General features: G+C 40.0%; 17 protein-coding genes. 10 read left to right on the top strand and 7 right to left on the bottom strand.

Features of this window, described 5'->3' with window-relative positions; all coding sequences use genetic code 11:
* Positions 1–16 precede the first annotated feature (16 nt).
* The gene (locus ACTF5Q_RS05380) at positions 17–787 is read left to right on the top strand and encodes a sulfite exporter TauE/SafE family protein (RefSeq protein WP_438953634.1); all 771 of its coding nucleotides are present in this window, start codon (positions 17–19) and stop codon (positions 785–787) included.
* Here ACTF5Q_RS05380 and ACTF5Q_RS05375 read toward each other — a convergent pair.
* Positions 784–3,729: an FAD-binding and (Fe-S)-binding domain-containing protein gene (locus ACTF5Q_RS05375; protein ID WP_438953633.1), complete on the bottom strand. Its 2,946-nt coding sequence runs from the start codon at positions 3,727–3,729 to the stop codon at positions 784–786. The two genes, ACTF5Q_RS05380 and ACTF5Q_RS05375, sit on opposite strands and share 4 nt — an antisense overlap.
* 106 nt (positions 3,730–3,835) lie before the next feature.
* On the opposite strand from ACTF5Q_RS05375, the gene ACTF5Q_RS05370 reads away from it, so the two are divergent.
* Positions 3,836–5,041, top strand: a complete 1,206-nt coding sequence (locus ACTF5Q_RS05370) for a pyridoxal-phosphate-dependent aminotransferase family protein (protein WP_438953632.1) — start codon at positions 3,836–3,838, stop codon at positions 5,039–5,041.
* Positions 5,042–5,056: 15 nt separating this feature from the next.
* On the opposite strand, the gene rpe is transcribed toward ACTF5Q_RS05370, so the two are convergent.
* The 4 genes from rpe to ACTF5Q_RS05350 form a co-directional block, all read right to left on the bottom strand.
* The gene (gene rpe, locus ACTF5Q_RS05365; RefSeq protein WP_438953631.1) at positions 5,057–5,749 is read right to left on the bottom strand and encodes a ribulose-phosphate 3-epimerase; all 693 of its coding nucleotides are present in this window, start codon (positions 5,747–5,749) and stop codon (positions 5,057–5,059) included.
* 86 nt (positions 5,750–5,835) lie between these two features.
* Positions 5,836–7,395: a trimethylamine methyltransferase family protein gene (locus tag ACTF5Q_RS05360; RefSeq protein WP_438953630.1), complete on the bottom strand. Its 1,560-nt coding sequence runs from the start codon at positions 7,393–7,395 to the stop codon at positions 5,836–5,838.
* A gap of 91 nt (positions 7,396–7,486) precedes the next feature.
* A complete protein-coding gene (locus tag ACTF5Q_RS05355) occupies positions 7,487–8,173 on the bottom strand; it encodes an HAD family hydrolase (RefSeq protein ID WP_438953629.1) in 687 nt (228 codons plus the stop codon).
* Between the two features lie 5 nt (positions 8,174–8,178).
* Positions 8,179–8,457, bottom strand: a complete 279-nt coding sequence (locus ACTF5Q_RS05350; protein WP_438953628.1) for a DUF3572 domain-containing protein — start codon at positions 8,455–8,457, stop codon at positions 8,179–8,181.
* Between the two features lie 174 nt (positions 8,458–8,631).
* Here ACTF5Q_RS05350 and ACTF5Q_RS05345 point away from each other — a divergent pair, with 174 nt between their 5' ends.
* Positions 8,632–10,521: a propionyl-CoA synthetase gene (locus tag ACTF5Q_RS05345; RefSeq protein WP_438953627.1), complete on the top strand. Its 1,890-nt coding sequence runs from the start codon at positions 8,632–8,634 to the stop codon at positions 10,519–10,521.
* Positions 10,522–10,605: 84 nt separating this feature from the next.
* A complete protein-coding gene (locus tag ACTF5Q_RS05340; RefSeq protein ID WP_438953626.1) occupies positions 10,606–12,048 on the top strand; it encodes an amidase in 1,443 nt (480 codons plus the stop codon).
* On the opposite strand, the gene ACTF5Q_RS05335 is transcribed toward ACTF5Q_RS05340, so the two are convergent.
* Positions 12,045–12,806: an NAD kinase gene (locus ACTF5Q_RS05335; RefSeq protein ID WP_438953625.1), complete on the bottom strand. Its 762-nt coding sequence runs from the start codon at positions 12,804–12,806 to the stop codon at positions 12,045–12,047. The two genes, ACTF5Q_RS05340 and ACTF5Q_RS05335, sit on opposite strands and share 4 nt — an antisense overlap.
* 162 nt (positions 12,807–12,968) lie before the next feature.
* Here ACTF5Q_RS05335 and ACTF5Q_RS05330 point away from each other — a divergent pair, with 162 nt between their 5' ends.
* Genes ACTF5Q_RS05330 through arsC form a run of 3 tightly spaced genes read left to right on the top strand, consistent with a single transcriptional unit; the run spans position 12,969 to position 14,702 of the window.
* Entirely contained in the window at positions 12,969–13,316 is a 348-nt protein-coding gene (locus ACTF5Q_RS05330; RefSeq protein WP_438953624.1) for a DUF952 domain-containing protein, read from the top strand.
* The gene (locus ACTF5Q_RS05325) at positions 13,303–14,361 is read left to right on the top strand and encodes a quinone-dependent dihydroorotate dehydrogenase (RefSeq protein WP_438953623.1); all 1,059 of its coding nucleotides are present in this window, start codon (positions 13,303–13,305) and stop codon (positions 14,359–14,361) included. The genes ACTF5Q_RS05330 and ACTF5Q_RS05325 overlap by 14 nt, the downstream gene beginning before the upstream one ends.
* Positions 14,358–14,702, top strand: coding sequence for an arsenate reductase (glutaredoxin) (gene arsC, locus ACTF5Q_RS05320; protein ID WP_438953622.1), 345 nt, complete (start codon positions 14,358–14,360; stop codon positions 14,700–14,702). Before ACTF5Q_RS05325 ends, arsC begins: the two co-directional genes overlap by 4 nt.
* Here the strand turns inward: arsC and ACTF5Q_RS05315 are convergent.
* Positions 14,695–16,008, bottom strand: a complete 1,314-nt coding sequence (locus ACTF5Q_RS05315; protein ID WP_438953621.1) for an MATE family efflux transporter — start codon at positions 16,006–16,008, stop codon at positions 14,695–14,697. The genes arsC and ACTF5Q_RS05315 overlap by 8 nt on opposite strands.
* Positions 16,009–16,165: 157 nt before the next feature.
* Here ACTF5Q_RS05315 and ACTF5Q_RS05310 point away from each other — a divergent pair, with 157 nt between their 5' ends.
* The 3 genes from ACTF5Q_RS05310 to ACTF5Q_RS05300 all read left to right on the top strand — a co-directional run bounded on the left by ACTF5Q_RS05310 (position 16,166) and on the right by ACTF5Q_RS05300 (position 18,811).
* A complete protein-coding gene (locus ACTF5Q_RS05310; RefSeq protein ID WP_438953620.1) occupies positions 16,166–16,537 on the top strand; it encodes a MerR family transcriptional regulator in 372 nt (123 codons plus the stop codon).
* A 75-nt stretch (positions 16,538–16,612) separates the two neighbouring features.
* Positions 16,613–17,011, top strand: a complete 399-nt coding sequence (locus ACTF5Q_RS05305; protein WP_438953619.1) for a MerR family transcriptional regulator — start codon at positions 16,613–16,615, stop codon at positions 17,009–17,011.
* Between the two features lie 18 nt (positions 17,012–17,029).
* On the top strand, positions 17,030–18,811 hold the full coding sequence (locus tag ACTF5Q_RS05300) for an acyl-CoA dehydrogenase C-terminal domain-containing protein (protein ID WP_438953618.1): 1,782 nt from the start codon (positions 17,030–17,032) through the stop codon (positions 18,809–18,811).
* Positions 18,812–18,815: the final 4 nt, after the last annotated feature.

Raw genomic sequence — 18,815 nt, 5'->3', positions numbered from 1 at the left:
CTATTCGGAGGTAACTTTGGACGTTAACTTACTTGAATACATTTTCCCATCAAACAATCTAAGTGTTTTGGCGTTTATGTTAGTAACGTTTTTTTTATCTGGAATTGTAAAAGGTTTTTTGGGTATCGGGCTACCAGCGGCGGCTATGGCTTTACTTACACTAGTTTTAGAACCAACTCACGCCATTGCTCTTTTGGTGCTCCCGATTCTATTCACCAACCTTTTTCAATTCTTTAGGTCCAAACATAGAATAGAGTCGTTTCAAAAATATTGGCCGATGGGCATTACTATATTGATCAGTATATTTGTTACTTCTTTATTTATGTCCTTATACCCTAAAGAATTACTGACAATTTCGATTGGCATCGCGATGGTCATATATGCTTTGAATGGCTTGGTTGGTCTAAAATTAAAAATTAATGGTGGAAATGCACTACAATTTTTTTTTGGAATGATCTCAGGTATTCTTGGAGGACTAAGTTCGATATGGTCTCCTCCAGTAGCCATGTATCTAATAGCTAGAGGCCTAGACAAGGAAAGATTCATTTCAGCGTCCGGATTTTTATTTCTGGTCGGCGCCGCCCCATTCGCAATTGGCTTGTATATTGGCGAGGTATTAACTCTTCAGATAATTGCCCAATCAATTTTTGGTCTGTTATTTGTATTGCTAGGTTTCTACTTTGGGGAAAGTTTAAGAAAACGTGTAACTCAAAATTGGTTTGAAAAAGCTTTATTGACAGCTTTCTGCATAATGGGAGTAAGGTTAATTGGCGTAGGCTTATTTTAATTATTACTTCCTGCCAACTGCTGGTCTAAAAATTTTGCAACATGAATTGCTTTTCGTCCAGATCCATCAAGAATTTGACTACGACATGACGTGCCATCTGCGATAATTAAAGTATTTTCGTCAGCCTTTCGGACCGTTGGAAGGAGATTTAGTTCAGCCATCTTAACAGAATAGTCAAAAGTATCTGCGGCATAACCAAAATCTCCCGCCATTCCGCAACAGCTTGTAACGATTGGCTCTACCTCTAAACCATCGATATGAGAAAGTATTTGTTCAACGGGACCCATTGCATCAAAGGCTTTTTGATGACAGTGTCCATGTAAAAGAGCTTTGGTTTTTCTTGGTTTAAACGCAATTTTATTCACGTTTTTCATTAAAATTTCTTCAAAAGTCATAACATGCTTGGCAACAAGATCTGCGGCCTCCGAATTAAGTAACTTTGGGATTTCGTCCTTAATCGTAAACAGGCATGACGGCTCCAAACCTACTATGGGTATTCCTTCAGACGCATACGGCAAATATGTTTCTACTAATTGCGTTGCAGTCGCCCTAGCCATATCTATATTTCCGACAGATAAATGTGTTTTGCCGCAGCAAATCTTATTTGATTTAACGGTTTTTGGAATTGGGGCAAATGGAGTGTAACCCGCTGCTTTTAAAACATTTATAGCACTTCTTAAATTTTCTGGCTCAAAATATTTGTTAAACGTATCCACAAATAAGATTATTGGTAATTTCCCCACCGGTTCACTATCAATCTCTGAACTCTTAAAATAGTCGTTCCGCCATATCGGCAATCTTCTTCTTGATGAAAAGCCTGTTAGTTTTTCACTTAAAAATGGAAGACCGGGCACTTTGTCTCTAAGGTTCATGATCCAAGGCACTTTAGCCGCTAGTGACGCATAATTTGGTAAATACGCAATTAACCGATCATGTATCGAGAGCGAGTTCTGAGCAGCCCTCAGGGCATTAATTTCTATCTTCATTGAAGACATATCCACGCCAGTTGGGCATTCTCGCTTGCAAGCCTTGCACGAAACACAAAGCTTTAAACTTTCTTCCATATGATTGCTTGTCATTGCATCAGGACCAAGCTGGCCTGACATAGCTAGTCTTAGTATGTTTGCTCTTCCTCTTGTACTATCTTTCTCATCACCGGTAATCCGGAAGGAAGGACACATAACCCCTCCAACCAGTTTACGACAAGCACCGTTATTATTACACATTTCAACGGCACCCTGAAATCCATTCGCAGCACCAGACCATGCTTTCCAGTCTAATTTGGTGGGAAAATCCTTTACTTGATATCCGGGAGCATAACGAAATAAATCACGTGCATCCATTTTAGGGGCATTAACTATTTTACCGGGATTAAATAAATCAGTTGGGTCCAAAATTTTTTTCAATTTTATAAAGGCTGTATTTAATTTTTCACCAAACATTATTGGGTTGAACTCAGATCTTGAAATTCCATCTCCGTGCTCACCTGAATGAGAACCCGAAAACCTCTTAACCAGCTCAAACGCCTCAAGAGCTATGGCACGCATTTTTGCTACATCAGAACTACTTTTCATGTTTAAAACTGGTCGAACATGCAGACAACCAACAGATGCATGAGCGTACCAAGTTCCATTCGTGCCATATTTTTTAAATATATCTGTAAGTCCATGTGTATACTCCGCCAAGTGCGGCAAAGGGACTGCACAATCTTCGACGAAAGAGACTGGTTTTGCCTCAGATTTCATCGACATCATGATATTCAAACCAGATTTCCGCATTTCTGAAATTCTATTTTGTTCTGATGATGGCTCGATAACAACTACACCCTGATCAATTCCAGATTCTTTCAAATTTTCTGATTTACCTTTAGAGATAATAGAAACCATTATTTCCTTAAGTTGTTTTACTTTTGATAAATTCTCTGACCAACTCTCCTCGGCAAATTCAACAACCAGGATTGCTGCTGGATTACCTTTTACATAGTCTTCAACTGTACTCTTAAATAAGGGAATTGTGCGGGCCAATGCGATCATCGTTTCATCGATTAATTCTACTGTCATCGGGTTTAAACCAACTATATGTTGAGCCGAGTCCATTGCTGAATAAAAGCTACTGAAGTGACAAAGAGCCATTATTTTTGGAGGTGGTAAGGGAGATAGTCTTAGTTCAATTGCACTTGTATAATTAAGTGTGCCTTCAGAGCCTACAATCAAATGTGCCAAATTGATATCCGAGGTAGCAGCATTACTCCCAGGGCGCTGGGAAAGTGTTCCTTCCAGAAGGGCGTCTAAATTATATCCACCTACTCTTCTTAGGACCTTTGGAAATCTTTTCTCAATCTCGGCTTTATTATCTAACCCCAATTGCAAAAGATCGGGCACGATTTGATCAAGGCCAAATGTATGTTTGGGGAGAATTCCAAAACGGGCAGTCTCAGAGTTGGCCATTATAACATCAACTGAATTTACGTTATCACGCATTATCCCATAACGAATTGATCGACCCCCAGCAGAATTATTGCCGACCATACCACCAATAGTCGCTCGACTTGAGGTAGACACATCTACTGGGAAAAATAGTCCGTGTGGTTTCAAAAATCGGTTTAATTCATCAAGGACAATACCTGGCTCAACTACGCATCTTTTCGAACTAGGATCAAAGTCTAAAACCTTATTTAGATACTTGCTGTTATCAATAACAATAGACCTATTTACTGTTTGCCCATTTTGCGAAGTACCACCCCCTCTAGCTAAGACTGATAGCCGATTTTTTTGAGCAAAGCAGATGACTTCTTTTGCGTCTTCGATAGACTTTGGGATGACTACTGCTTTGGGCATTAGTTGGTAAATTGAAGCATCAGTAGAATATCTTCCAAGATCAAAGGAACTTTCCAAAAGATCTCCTTCAATTGACCTTTTCAAAACTGAAAAATCTGAAGCCATCAGATCGTAAAATCCTTCCCTTATCATCCGTTGATTTGTATCATACTTGCATTAGTTGAATTAACAATATGGCGTGAGCCGAGAACATCTCAAGATCAAAATAGTAATGAAGAAGCGTGACAAAATGCCAAGTAAATACACCCCAGGCAAACATTTTCTGCAAATTCCCGGTCCGTCTAACGTGCCAGATAGAATTCTGCGTGCAATGGATTTCCCAACTATTGATCACAGGGGCCAAGACTTTTTTGATCTTTCAAAAAAATGCCTTTCGGGCATGAAGAAAATTTTTAAAACGAACTCTCATGTGATTATTTATCCCGCGTCCGGCACTGGTGCTTGGGAAGCTGCCCTTACAAATACCATGTCCACGGGAGATACTGTGCTTATGGTAGAAACTGGGCATTTTGCGAGTTTATGGTGTAAAATGGCAAATCGATTAGGCATTCTTACCGAACTTATTCCTACAGACTGGCGCCGAGGGGCAGTCGCAGATCAAATAAAGGATCGCCTTATAAAAGATAAAAAAAATAAAATAAAAGCAGTCTGCGTGGTTCACAACGAAACATCTACTGGTTGTATGTCTAATATAAGAGAGGTGCGAGAAGCTATAGACCAATCAAATCATGGAGCTTTACTAATGGTGGATACGATTTCATCCTTAGCATCCTCAAATTATTGTCATGACGCGTGGGGTGTTGATGTTACGGTAGCAGGCTCGCAGAAGGGACTTATGTTACCACCGGGACTTTCGTTTAATGCAGTCTCAGAAAGGGCACTTTCAGCATCAAAAAGCTCAAATATTCCTGCATCATACTGGGCGTGGGATGACCATATCGCATCGAACAAGACTGGCGCCTTCCCCTACACCCCAGCCACAAATCTATTTTTTGGCCTAAACGAAGCTCTGGAAATGCTATTTGACGAAGGTATTGACCAGGTTTTTAAAAGGCACGAGAAACATGCCAAAGCCACAAGATTAGCTGTTCAAGCATGGGGTTTGGAAGTTCTTTGCCTTGAACCCAAAGATCACTCTAATACCCTTACAGCCGTGCTCCTGCCAGATGGTCACGATGCTGATAAATTTAGAGAAATTGTCTTACACAACTACAATATGTCATTGGGAAACGGCTTATCCAAACTATCAGGAAAAGTTTTCCGGATCGGACATTTGGGTGACTTCAATGACCTGATGTTAGTAGCGACACTTGGAGGAATAGAAATGGCGCTAGGTTGTACCAAAATTCCTCATCAGGCAGGGGGAACATTGACCGCAATGCAGTTTTTAAAAGAAAAAAATAACCAAGATTTTTAACAAAGGTAGCGAATATTATACTTCAAATGTATTCCGGATCGCTGATATATTCTCGCCGTATACCGCTGGTTTTTGAACAGAACCACCCTCAAATACTGCTGAACCGGCAACCAAAACATTTGCGCCTGCCTCTACGAGGCTTGCCGCAGTTTCAGTATCAACACCACCGTCAATTTCTAAATAAATTGGCCGTGATCCAATCATTGATTTTAACTTTTCTATTTTCTGCAATTGAGACCAAATGAAACTTTGACCACCAAATCCTGGATTTACAGTCATTACGCAAATTAGGTCAACGGAGTCCAACAGATATTCTACACTTTCTGCAGGTGTGCTAGGATTCAGAGCTATACCTGCTTTGCAACCAGCAGCACGAATTGCCTGAACTGTACGATGTGGGTGATGTGTAGCCTCGTAATGAGCTGTAATAATATCCGCACCAGCTTCTGCATATGCGGCTATATATGGCTCAACTGGACTAATCATTAGATGTACATCCATTACGGTCTTCACATGAGGACGTATAGCTTTGCACAAGGCTGGACCAAATGTTAAATTGGGAACAAAATGTCCATCCATTACATCGACATGAATCCAGTCGGCTCCCTGCTCCTCAACAGCCTGAATTTCTCTTCCAAAATCCGCAAAGTCCGCAGCAAGTATAGACGGTGCGATTTTTACATCTCTTCCCATGATGATGAAGTCCATTCTGTTATGTCACGGAGGGTACTAGCTAGTTTCTAACTTAAACACCAGAAAAAGAATTCTAAAATTCAAAAATATTTGGACAAAGATCAAAAATCAGTTGGGGCACCACCCTCTACTTTTCGACGATCTACAAATTCCCTTAATTCTTCCTCTATTCCTTGATCGATCAATGGTTCTGAAAACTCATGAAGGATTTGTTCATATAGCTTATATGCACGTTCAGGAGTCCATACTGCACCTGAAGCCTCCCACGCCTCATAATTTTTCCAATCAGACAAAAAGGGCTGATAAAAAGCACTTTCGTAACGGCTTTGAGTATGTTCTACACCAAAAAAATGTCCAGTACTGCCAACTTCTTTAATTGCTGAAATTGCGATACTGTCAGTATCTGTTGCGTGTATTTTGGGGTCCATATACCTCTGGATTTGCTGTATAATTTCACAATCCATGATAAATTTTTCTGGACTTGCAATAAGACCTCCTTCCAGCCATCCAGCTGCATGATATATTATATTTGATCCTGATTGTACTGCAGCCCACAGGCTGTTAGAAGTTTCCCAAATAGATTGACCATCAGGCACGTTTGCTGCGCATACTCCAGATGACCTCAATGGAAGACCATAGAAACGAGCTAATTGACCTGTCATTTGGGTTGCCCGAATGTATTCTGGTGTCCCAAATGCCGGAGCGCCAGATTTCATATCAACATTAGAAGTAAAAGTTCCTATTGCACATCCAACACCAGGATTAATGTACTGGGCGAGTGCTATGGCACTTAAACCCTCAGCAATCGATTGCGCAACTGCACCTGCCATTGTGACTGGCGCCATCGCTCCAGCTAGAGTAAATGGTGTTACTATCAAACCTTGATTTCGTCTGGCCAATCTCATCCATCCATCAAGCATAGGCTGATCATGCTTCAGCGGAGACGTTGAATTAATATTTGTATACATTTTTGGACTGCTATCGAACTCTTCATCTGTCCATCCACCAGCAATTCGTACCATTTCCATAACATCTTCTACTCTCTCTTTTCCTAAGCTGTAGGCATGGGGTGCTTTGTCAGTGACAGTTAATTTGTCATAAAGAACATCAAGATGGCGTGTGCTAGGATGAAGATCTACTGGTTCGACTGGGTAGCCTCCAACAAAGTGAATACAATTGAAATATTGACTAAGCTTAAGTAAATTTTTACAAGTCTCTCTCGTGCCAGGCACTTTTCGACAGATTTTTGTATCCCAGTAATTTGGTGGAGAGGAAACATTCCCAAATAATATTTTGTTCCCACCCACAGTAATTTTCTTTTCTGGATTTCGTGGTGTAATATCAAATTTCGAAGGCGCTTTATTTATCATCTCCATTATAAATTCGCGATCAAATTTAACATTTTCTCCTGAAACGAGGCAGCCAGCTTTTTTTAGTATTTCCTTAGCTTCTTGATTAAGTATTTCCAGTCCAATTTCTTCTAGTATTGTCATTGCACCAAGATGGATTGCTGTCACGCCCTCCTCATTCAACGGCTCGGTGGGCATGTCTATATTTGTAGTAAGGTGCCAAGGCAGCTGAAGAATAGATGAACCACCCCTTCTACCAGCATTGCCAGCTCGCCCACCACCCCTTTTTTGTCTGGATTTGGTTACAGTCATATGCTTGCTCTCGTTTTCTTATTTCTAAGACACCGAGCTGTACGAATTATTTCCTGTTCTTTTGCGACAATCTGAGTCGCATTAAACATAATTAAGTTAAGAGTGTTTCTATCTTTCCTATATTATCAAGCACACAATCGGAATAAGGCGCCAGATCAGAATGTGAAGCTAAGCCAGTAAGAACACCAATTTTGTACATACCCGCTTTTTCAGCAGCGAACAAATCATGAGTACTGTCCCCCACCATGGCCACGCTGTGCGGTGCAATCGAGAAAAGCTCAGAAAATTTTAAAAGAGGCCCAGGCTCTGGCTTTACTCCAAAACCGCTGTCATATCCCGCAATAAAGTCAAAGTATTTGTGAATTCCAGCAGTCTTTAGATGGGAATGCGCCACAGCCTCAAAATCATTTGTTACAAGACCTATTTTCAAACCCTTCGAGGTTAAATTTTTAAGAAATTTCTCTAATGGAATTACCTCAATAAGTTTCACTTTTTTTGCAGAATTTAACAAAAAACTCTCAATTTCATGTTGGCTCATATCATTTATAATTGGCGCAATTTTTTCTGCCGCCTGTTCAGCTGTTCCCGCTATTAACAAACTTGACTTTAAAAAGGACTGATTTTTCTGATCGTACCCTAATGCTTTTGCAACCAACTTTTTCTTTGCTGAATTATCACCACAAAGATATTCGATTGCATCCGATGTCCAGTTACTCCATGTCTTATGGAAATCAAAAAGAGTTCCATCTTTGTCAAACAAAATACCATCGAAATGCATACGGCTCAGGTCCAATTTACTTTTTCACCACCTGGCAAAAGTTGCCTAACAACAGACATCGCTTCAGGCTCTAGCCCCATGGCTTGACAGGCGTCAATAACCCAATTGTCATCAAGCAATAAAAAATCTAAAACAGCTGCTAAAAATACCCCATCATGGAATTCGTTCTTAATCGTTATTTCAGATACTCCAGTCGATGCCATAAAAACTTCCACAAGATCGTGCTTTGAAATAAGCCAGTCTGTGGCTTTTAATGCATAAATTTCTGCTTCTTCAATGGTCATAATTTATATTTAAAGCAAACTGTCAGCCGGCTGTTCCAAAATGCTGTTAGATATATTCATAGCTATCATCAGGTGATATACAACAGGTAATTCAAAATCTTCTCTATGCCCCTTGCCGAAACCAGAAATTAAAGCATTATTCGCAAGTGTTTATTTGCATTTAAGGGGGAGCCCATGAGCTATAAAAAAGTATATAATAGCTGGAAAAACGATCCAGAGGCTTTTTGGATGACTGCCGCAGATGCTATTGACTGGGTGACCAAACCTTCAAAGGCACTGTTTGCTGACAATGCGCCCTTGTACGAATGGTTTAGCGATAGTGAGGTAAATACTTGCTATAACGCCGTTGACAGGCATGTTTTAAACGGAAGAGGTGATCAAAAAGCTATTATTTATGACAGTCCAATGACTGACACAAAATATTCAATAACCTTTTCAGAACTGTTGGAAAAAGTTGCAGTCCTCGCTGGGGCTTTAAAAAATAAAGGAATTTCTAAAGGTGATCGAGTCATAATTTATATGCCCATGATCCCTGAGGGAATAATTTCCATGCTGGCTTGTGCAAGGATAGGAGCAATACATTCGGTAGTATTTGGGGGATTTGCTGCAAATGAACTTGCTGTAAGAATTGACGATGCTAAACCAAAAGCAATATTAGCAGCTTCATGTGGGTTAGAACCAAATAGGATTGTTGAATATAAACCATTAATTGACCAAGCAATTGAATTGGCAAGCCATAAGCCACAAACTGTAGTCATATTTCAACGAGCAGAATGCAAAGCAGAATTACTTGATGGGCGTGATCACGACTGGAATGTTTTTCAGGAGAATGCGGAGAAAGCTCCCTGCGTACCAGTTAAAGGTAGCCATCCTGCATATATTCTTTACACGTCCGGGACAACAGGTGCTCCAAAAGGAGTGGTTAGACCAACAGCCGGTCATCTAGTTGCTCTCAATTGGACTATGAAGAATTTTTACAACGTAGATCCCGGAGAGGTTTTTTGGGCAGCTTCTGATATTGGATGGATAGTTGGCCATAGTTACATTTGTTACGCACCTCTCATACATGGAAACACGACACTAGTTTTTGAAGGTAAGCCGGTTGGGACACCTGATGCAGGCACGTTCTGGCGCGTTATAAGCGAGCATAAAGTTAGTAACTTCTTTACGGCACCAACAGCTTTTAGAGCAATTAAAAGAATGGACCCAAAAGGAGAGCTAAAGAAAAAATATGACTTGAGTAACTTACGTGCCTTATTTTTAGCAGGAGAAAGAGCAGACCCAGATACGGTGAATTGGGCAGAAAACTTGCTGCAGATACCAATCATTGATCATTGGTGGCAAACAGAAACAGGCTATGTAATTGCTGGAAATCCATTGGGTATAGAAAAATTGCCAATAAAAGTTGGAAGTCCAACAGTTCCTATGCCAGGTTTTGTCATAAAAGTTCTAGACCGCTCCGGGAGCGAGCTACCTGCAGGACAATTAGGTTCAATCGCTATAAAATTACCTCTGCCGCCTGGCACACTTCCAACACTATGGAACGCCCAGGATAGATTTGAGTCATCGTATTTAAATACATTTCCAGGATATTACGAAACTGGTGACGCGGGCATCATTGATGACGATGGATATATTTATATTATGGCCCGAACCGATGATGTAATAAACGTAGCCGGTCATCGCCTATCAACTGGAGCAATTGAAGAAGTATTAGCAAACCATCCTGATGTAGCAGAGTGCGCAGTTATTGGAGTATCAGACAACCTAAAGGGTCAATTGCCTGTAGGTTTTTTATGCCTTACAGCTGGGGTTGATCGAGATCATATGATCATAGGAACTGAATGTGTAGAAATGGTGCGTAAGCAAATTGGCCCAGTAGCAGCATTTAAGAATGCATTAGTTGTTGATAGATTACCTAAAACAAGATCTGGCAAGATATTGCGAGGCACAATGGTTAAAATAGCAAATAATGAAGAATTTAAGCTCCCTGCAACTATTGACGATCCAGTTATTTTACAGGAAATTAGGAATGCCCTGTTTAAAATTGGTTATGCAAAATAATTCTAACGGCTCCTCACTTGCAGTAAAATCTAATTGATCTTGGATAGCTATTGTTTACGCTATAAATAAATTATGGTGTGGGACATGTTGAATAAACCTATTTGGGCTCTTACTGCCAGTGAGCTTTGTAAAAAAACAAAAAATAACGAATTAAGTGCTACTGAAATAACTGCTGCATGTCTTGAGCAGACAAAAAAAGTAAACCCACAATTGAATGCTATTGTAGATGACATGTCCGACGAGGCTATCAAACACGCAGAAAGCCTTGATAGCGAAGTAGCTGCAGGCAAACCAAAAGGACGACTATTTGGTGTCCCGGTAACTGTTAAAATAAATGTAGACCAGAAGGGATACGCCACAAGCAACGGTGTAACGGCATTAAAAAATTTAATAGCCAAGACCAACGCTCCAATAGTTGATCATCTCATGGATGCAGGAGCGGTTTTTGTTGGTAGAACTAATACTCCAGAATTTTCTTTTAGAGCTGATACAGAAAATCCTTTATACGGACGAACAAATAATCCTTGGGGCAATCATTTGTCCCCAGGTGGCTCTTCTGGTGGCGCCAGTTCTGCAGTGATGGCTGGAATGTGCACTTTGGCTCATGGAAATGATATTGGAGGTTCACTTCGCTTTCCATCTGTAGCAACTGGCGCAGTGACACTAAAACCTGGCCTAGGAAGGGTGCCGGCGTGGAACTCAAGTCAAACTAGTGAGCGAGGAATTCTTGCACAATCGATGTCAGTACAAGGTTTAATTACAAGAAGTGCCTATGATCTTCAATTAGCCATGCCAGAAATAATTCAATCAGATCTTAGAGACCCATTTCATGTTCCAATGCCTTGGGATACTTCTCATTTATCAGAAAATTCGCGGAAAGTAGCTCTTTGTTTTGAGACGCCAGGCTTCAAAACGGATCCTGAAATCGTCAAGGGTTTAAAAATAGCCGCTGATGCATTGAGCAATGTTGGGTTCGAGATACACGAGGTTACTCCACCACTCTTAGAAGAGACTGCAAAAACCGGGTACAGTGCACTACTGGGAGAAGTACAAGCTCTTTTAGGAGAAGATATAAGAAGAAATGGTTCTGAAAAAATACAAATGATTTTTGATGAATATTTTCGCCAATTTGAACCTTATGACGGGAAAAAGCTTTTAACAGCGATGGCAAACCGAACTCATTATGCTCGGGAATGGTCACTGTTTATGGATGAGTATCCGCTAATTATTTCAAATTTAATACCAACTAGCTTTTTTTATCCAGATCGAGATTCTGAAGGAAAGGCAGGTGTAACTGAGGTTTTAGGTGCAGCACTCTGGTCATATTCAATGAATTTTATTGGTCATCCAGCTGGTATTGTGCCAACACACATTGCTAATACTAAAGCAGGCCCTGTCCCAATTGGAATTCAAATCATTGGAAAACGTTGGCGCGAAGATACCGTTGTTGCGGCTTTGATTGCGATTGAAGAATACTGCGGTACTTTTTACGAAAAGCTATGGGAGAAATTAGGTTGGTTGAATTAAACAAATTGTTCTTGAATTAGTCGCTCATCTAGCCCGTGGCCTTCATTAAAAAGAATTCTATGCTGGATCTTAGTCTCTGAACTAATTTCAACTTTTTTGACATTTTTAAAAGATATACTGTCAGCATCTGCCATTACAGGTCTTTTAGTATTATCAAGTACATCGATCCGAACGACTGCAGTTTTTGGTAACAATGCACCACGCCATCTACGCGGTCTGTATGCGTTTAAAGCAGTCATCGCGAGAACATCTGCGCCCATGGGGAGTATGGGCCCATGAGCAGAATAATTGTATGCGGTTGATCCTGCTGGCGTGGCAACTAAAACACCATCGCATACTAGTTCATCCATACGCTGTCGGTTATCAACCCATATTTGCAACTTGGCAGCTTGTGGCCCAGCTCTTAAAAGCGATACTTCATTTATCGCCAGTGCTGTTTCAATTTTTCCATCAACTAGTGTAGCTTTCATGATAAGAGGATTAATTATTTGCTCCTCAGCATTAGAAAGTCGCAACGGCAATGCATCCGTTTCATAAGCGTTCATCATAAAACCAACAGTTCCACGATTCATCCCATACACTGGGGCACGAAAATTCTGACAAAGGTGTAAAGTTTGAAGCATAAAACCATCGCCACCCAACGCGACGATATAGTCAGCCTCCTTGAAATCACATTGTCCGTAGATTTCTGTCAGCTCATGCAATGCAGCTTGTGCACTATCCGTATCAGCAGCTAAAAATGCAATTTTTTCTGACATATTTGTATCCTTAATGGATTTAATAACAATCTATCTGTTTTACTTGTATGAATCAGCATAAACGAGATAAAAATACAAGTTAATCAAAAGTTGTTCTGGCTTTTTGCTCATTTGGCCCTACCGGCCTTGACCAAATAATAATATTTAGGCATCACACGAATTATGTTGATATTTAAGATTTTCTTACCGGATCAATGGAAAGTTTTTACAAAAGATGGGCAAACCACAGGAGCGCCTGTTGATATATCAGATGGATACATACATTTCTCTAAAGCGTCACAACTCATGGAAACCATGAGTAAACATTTTTCGGATCACGAAGATTTGGTATTAGCTGCTTGTAAAACAGAAAAATTTTCAACAGACCTTAAATGGGAGCCTTCCCGCAGAGGGCAAGATTTTCCACATTTGTACAGAGAGCTCCTAATGGCTGACATAGAATGGCATACTAATTTAAAAAAGAAAAACGGTCATCATTCGTTGCCGGAGGGTATTAATGAAATTATCTGAAAAAATTGCCCTCCAATTATTATCAAACGTTGACCCAGAAATAGCTCACAACTTAGCTATCAAAGCTCTAAAATTTGGGGTTATCCCAAGCACCCCAGGTTTTCACGCAAAAACTTTGGAACTTAGCGTTGCGGGATTGAAATTTAACAATCCATTAGGTTTAGCTGCTGGTTTCGATAAGAATGCAGAAGCTATTAAACCCCTTATGAAATTTGGATTTGGCTTCATCGAAATTGGGGCTGTCACCCCTCTTGCTCAACCCGGAAATCCTAAACCGCGCCTGTTCAGGCTTAACGAAGATGAAGCCATTATAAATCGGTTTGGATTTAACAATGATGGCATGCTTGCAGTCGCAAAAAGATTGTCTAAACGCCCTTCAAACGGGATAATTGGCTTAAACCTTGGAGCTAATAAAACCAGCGCTGATCGCATCGGTGATTTTGCAAATGTGTTTAAAACATGTTGTGAATTTGTTGATTTTGCTACTGTCAATGTTTCATCACCAAATACTGAGAATTTAAGAAAGCTCCAATCAGAAAAAGCATTACGTGAATTATTAAACGGAGTAATTGCTTGTCAGGATAATTTAAAATCAAGGGTTCCTGTATTTTTAAAAATAGCACCAGACCTTAAACAACATGAACTAGAAAACATTGTTTTGGTTGCGAAGGACACAAATATTGACGGAATTATCGCGACGAATACAACCACCCAGCGAGACAATCTAAAAAGTATTTATCAACATGAAAAAGGTGGGCTATCGGGAGTACCAATATTTGAGATGTCAACGCGTGTGCTTGCGCAACTTTATTCTATTACAGAGGGTAAAATACCATTAATTGGTGTCGGTGGCGTATTTACAGGCAAACAATTATTTCAAAAAATTCAGGCTGGAGCTTCCTTAGTGCAAATATACTCTGCCCTTATTTATGCAGGTTTTTCTGTTACAAACAAAATTCTTAGAGAATTAGATTTCTATTTAAGAGAAAATGGTTTCAAAAATGTGGAAGAAGCCGTCGGAACTCGCGCAAAGGAATGGCTATGAAAACAATCTGGCATAACCCAAGATGTTCAAAGTCAAGGACTGCCTTAAATTTACTCAAAGATATGTCTGTTGATGTTCATGTATTTCATTACCTAAATGAAATCTTTACCTACGAAGACCTGATGTCCCTAATAGAAAAGTTGTCAATCCCTGTTATAGAGCTTGTGCGCACAAACGAGAAAATATTTCGCGCTTCAGGGTTGAGCCGCACTAGTAAAGATGAGTTACTTATTGAGGCAATGTTACAAAACCCAATTTTGATTGAACGACCTATTATAATCTCTGGTGACAAAGCAGTGATAGGACGTCCTCCAGAGCGAGCTTTGGAGTTATTTAGATAATTGAACTTTCTAATTTTGGATATTTTGTAAGTAGTGATATGCCTCGTGCTGCATATGAGACTAAGAGTGCGACCCAAAGACCGTAAAACCCGTATAAGTTAATAAAAATATATGCAGATAGCGCGTAAATAATTAGTGATAAAAACATCATATTGCGCATATCAACCGAGCGAGTAGCGCCAACAAAAATACCATCCATTAAAAAAGGTAGTGCCCCAAAGATAGGGCCAAGAACAATGAAAATTAGAAAATTTTCAGAAACCAGTCTGACCTCATTGGATATTGTCATTATTGCAATAAAAAATCCCCCCAAAAAAGCATAAGTAACCGCCATAAAAACAGCGATTGTAAAGGTCCACACTCCCGACTTAACTACGGCATCTCTGAGCATAGAGCGACTAGATTTACCGACAGCCTGTCCCACTAAAACCTCTGCTGCAAAAGCAAAGCCATCCATCCCATAAGCAGAGATATGCAAAAATTGGAGTAGAATTTGAGTTGCCGCTAATTCAACGTCACCAAATTTTCCTGAGGTCATAAGGAAAGACACAAATATTATTTCGAGCATAAATGACCGTAAAAAAATATCTCTATTTACTAACAAAATAGCAATCACTTTTGTCTTAGAAAATATCAAAGACCAGTCTATTTTTGGAAAATTATGGGATAGTGCGAAACATATTCCCAAGCCCATAAAAAAAGCAAACCATTCAGCTATAAAAGTAGCCCATGCAACACCCTCGACACCCCACCCCATACCTAGCACAAACCAAAAATCTAGAGCTGCATTCAAACCATTCATTGCCAACTGTAATATCAATACATATTTGGTTTTCTCTAATGCGATTAGCCATCCCATGATTGCATAGGTAGCAATTATTGCTGGCGCAGAGAAAATACGAATACTCATATAATCTAGCGCTAATAACTCAACTTCAGCGGAACTCGGAGATATTAGAAAAGATAACCAAAATAATATTGGGTGTATTAAAATGACAAAAAAACCACACGCTAAACCAATTAAAAGGCCACGGACAAGTAGAGCTAACACTTCGGATGTATCATCTCTGCCATATGCTTGGGCTACAAACCCTGTGGTGCCCATTCGCAAGAAACCAAACAACCAATAAACTGCACTGAGGATTATCGCACCGATCCCAACTGCCCCAATTGCAACGGCATTTCCAAGCTGCCCAATCACACCAGTATCAATAGCGCCGAGGATTGGAATCGAAATATTGGATAGCACAATAGGAAGCGCTATGGACATTACGCGGCGGTGGGTTATGCCTATCGAAGAATCCAAATCCTATCCCTTCAGATATTAAGTATGATAACCCTTAAGCAGGTACCAAATATTGGTAGATTTAAAATTGAATCTTATGGGTTACTAAAATTATTCTCATCGACCTTGATGGATTAGTAAGACAGCACTACACTTGGCGCAAGACTTGAGGTGTTGTATGAGTGAAGGTAAGCTTTCTTTCAAGGAAATGTGTGCAAAATTCGAGGTGACACCACGAACTTTACGGTACTACGAATATATTGAATTATTGAATCCAGAAAGGGTTGGACGCTCACGTTTTTATGGTGCCAGAGAGTGTGCAAGAATGACATTGATTTTGCGCGGCAGGAAATTTGGATTTCAATTAGAAGAACTCAGACAGTGGCTATTAATTTATGATAAAGAGGGAACAGACGCCCAAATGCATGTATTCATTGATATGGCTGATCGTAAACTTATTGAACTTTTCGAACAACAAAAGCAATTGGCTGAGACAATCAAAGAATTAGAAGAGCTCCGGAAATTAACTAAAAACTCTTTAGAGAACTAAGTTGACGTAACGTTTGTTTACGTAAACGTTAACTTTTCTAGTTTATCAATTAAGATGAAACAAAAAGAGTTAAAGATGAGTGACCCGTTAAGCATCCGTGAAATGTGCGTCGAATATGGAGTGACCGCTAGGACACTGCGGTTTTATGAAGCTAAAGAGCTTCTATTTCCTATTCGAGACGGTCAAAGGCGACTTTTTACAAAACGTGACCAAGCACGTCTTAAATTGATTATTAAAGGAAAAAGGTTTGGTTTCTCGCTGGAAGAAATCAGACAATTGCTTGACTTATATGACATGGGTGATCAACAGCAGACACAGCTCGTCAAAACGTATGAATTGGCAAAAGAAAGACTGAAACAACTTGAGTCACAGCACTATGAACTTGGCGAAACGATTAAAGAGTTGAAGGAACAATTGGTTCTCGGAAAAGAACTTATGGTTCAAGCCAAGTTGTCTTATGAGCCAGCCGAATAGTAAAATGGAACCAAAATAATGCCAAGCTACTCCGCACCAATTGAAGATATAAAATTTGTATTACAGAACGTATTAGAAATTCACGATAGTCCGATACCAGGGTACAGCGAACTGGATAACGAGTATTTAAATGCGATTTTAGAAGAAGCTTCAAAAATTTCTAATGAGGTACTGGCACCATTGAATTCTATTGGAGACGAACATGGGTGTACTTTTGAAAATGGTGTAGTTTATACGCCACCTGGTTTCAAAGAAGCCTTCAATCAACTCAAAGATGGTGGGTGGACTGGAATTGATTGTGATGTAAAATTTGGGGGCCAAGGTCTGCCGTATCTGGTCAGCATTGCAGTTGGAGAAATGTTTGCTAGTGCAAACATGGCACTTGGGATGTATCACGGCCTAACACATGGTGCTTATTCTGCAATTTATTCTCATGGCAGTGATGAACAGAAAAAAAAGTACTTGCCGAATTTGGTAAATTGCAAATGGACAGGTACAATGAACCTGACTGAGCCTCATTGTGGGACAGATCTAGGTCTGATGAGGACAAAGGCCGTTAGGAGATCTGATGGAACATTCCAAATAAGTGGACAAAAAATCTTTATTTCCGCAGGTGATCACGACCTTGCAGAGAATATCATACATTTAGTTCTTGCGAAAATACCAAATGGACCTGATGGCGTAAAAGGCATATCACTTTTTATTGTCCCAAAATTTTTGGTGAACGACGATGGCTCTTTAGGAGCCCGCAACCAAGTATCGGTGGGGAAAATAGAAAAGAAAATGGGAATCCATGGAAATGCTACGTGCGTAATGAATTATGACGGAGCAACCGGATATTTAGTGGGTGAAGAACATAAGGGTATGAGAGCGATGTTCACTATGATGAACGAAGCCAGGCTTGGGGTGGGTTTGCAAGGCCTCTCACAAGCAGAGTTGGCTTATCAAAATGCTCTTGCATATGCTAAGGACCGTTTACAAGGAAGAGATGTCACAGGTAGTAAGAATCCTGATGGATTAGCTGATCCAATCATTGTCCATCCAGATGTTCGACGGAATTTAATGGATCAGAAATGTTTCTCGGAAGGAAGTAGAGCATTCATCCTTTGGGGTGCAAGTATCATAGACAAAGCTAATCGAACCTCAGATATCAATGCCGAAGGTTTAATAGGACTTTTAACACCTGTCATTAAAGGATTTTTAACTGATAAGGGTTTTGATATGACAATTCAAGCCCAACAAATATTTGGCGGACACGGATATATAGAAGAATGGGGAATGTCTCAATTTGCACGAGATGCACGTATTGCTATGATCTATGAAGGCGCGAATGGTATTCAGGCTTTGGATTTGGTCGGACGAAAATTGCCTCAGGATCAAGGCAAAAATATGATAGCATTCTTCACAATTTTGAAGACTTACATAAAAGAAAATAAAAATAAATTGGAAGAATTTGATGATATATTTCTAGAACCCATGAAATCTGCGACAGCCGATTTAGAGGGTGCTGTCCTGTATTTCATGGACAAAGGGATAAAGAATCCAAACGATGCACTTTCTGGATCTTATGACTTCATGCACCTGTTTGGATACGTATGTCTTGGTTTTATATGGTGTAGAATGGCTAAGGCATCATTTGAAGCAAAAACCTCAGGAGCACATGATAATGATTTTCATCAAAGCAAGATTTCAACTGGCCAATATTTTATGGAAAGACAGCTACCATTTACAAAGCTACACCTAGCACGCATCAGAGCAGGATCCGACGCAGTCATGAAATTGAATCCAGAAAATTTCTAAGTAG

Origin of the sequence: Candidatus Salinivivens marinus, assembly GCF_965655845.1 — a bacterium.
Classification (GTDB): domain Bacteria; phylum Pseudomonadota; class Alphaproteobacteria; order Rhodobacterales; family Rhodobacteraceae; genus Salinivivens; species Salinivivens marinus.
Note: the sequence above shows the minus strand (reverse complement) of the source record. Positions and strands in the feature narration are given on the sequence as shown.

Bases quoted from the DNA above. Each gene is read 5' to 3' on its own strand.
- ACTF5Q_RS05375 (WP_438953633.1), bottom strand. From the start codon at position 3,729: ATGGCTTCAGATTTTTCAGTTTTGAAAAGGTCAATTGAAGGAGATCTT.
- ACTF5Q_RS05370 (WP_438953632.1), top strand. From the start codon at position 3,836: ATGAAGAAGCGTGACAAAATGCCAAGTAAATACACCCCAGGCAAACAT.
- rpe (WP_438953631.1), bottom strand. From the start codon at position 5,749: ATGGACTTCATCATCATGGGAAGAGATGTAAAAATCGCACCGTCTATA.
- ACTF5Q_RS05360 (WP_438953630.1), bottom strand. From the start codon at position 7,395: ATGACTGTAACCAAATCCAGACAAAAAAGGGGTGGTGGGCGAGCTGGC.
- ACTF5Q_RS05355 (WP_438953629.1), bottom strand. From the start codon at position 8,173: ATGCATTTCGATGGTATTTTGTTTGACAAAGATGGAACTCTTTTTGAT.
- ACTF5Q_RS05350 (WP_438953628.1), bottom strand. From the start codon at position 8,457: ATGACCATTGAAGAAGCAGAAATTTATGCATTAAAAGCCACAGACTGG.
- ACTF5Q_RS05345 (WP_438953627.1), top strand. From the start codon at position 8,632: ATGAGCTATAAAAAAGTATATAATAGCTGGAAAAACGATCCAGAGGCT.
- ACTF5Q_RS05340 (WP_438953626.1), top strand. From the start codon at position 10,606: ATGTTGAATAAACCTATTTGGGCTCTTACTGCCAGTGAGCTTTGTAAA.
- ACTF5Q_RS05335 (WP_438953625.1), bottom strand. From the start codon at position 12,806: ATGTCAGAAAAAATTGCATTTTTAGCTGCTGATACGGATAGTGCACAA.
- ACTF5Q_RS05330 (WP_438953624.1), top strand. From the start codon at position 12,969: ATGTTGATATTTAAGATTTTCTTACCGGATCAATGGAAAGTTTTTACA.
- ACTF5Q_RS05325 (WP_438953623.1), top strand. From the start codon at position 13,303: ATGAAATTATCTGAAAAAATTGCCCTCCAATTATTATCAAACGTTGAC.
- arsC (WP_438953622.1), top strand. From the start codon at position 14,358: ATGAAAACAATCTGGCATAACCCAAGATGTTCAAAGTCAAGGACTGCC.
- ACTF5Q_RS05310 (WP_438953620.1), top strand. From the start codon at position 16,166: ATGAGTGAAGGTAAGCTTTCTTTCAAGGAAATGTGTGCAAAATTCGAG.
- ACTF5Q_RS05305 (WP_438953619.1), top strand. From the start codon at position 16,613: ATGAGTGACCCGTTAAGCATCCGTGAAATGTGCGTCGAATATGGAGTG.
- ACTF5Q_RS05300 (WP_438953618.1), top strand. From the start codon at position 17,030: ATGCCAAGCTACTCCGCACCAATTGAAGATATAAAATTTGTATTACAG.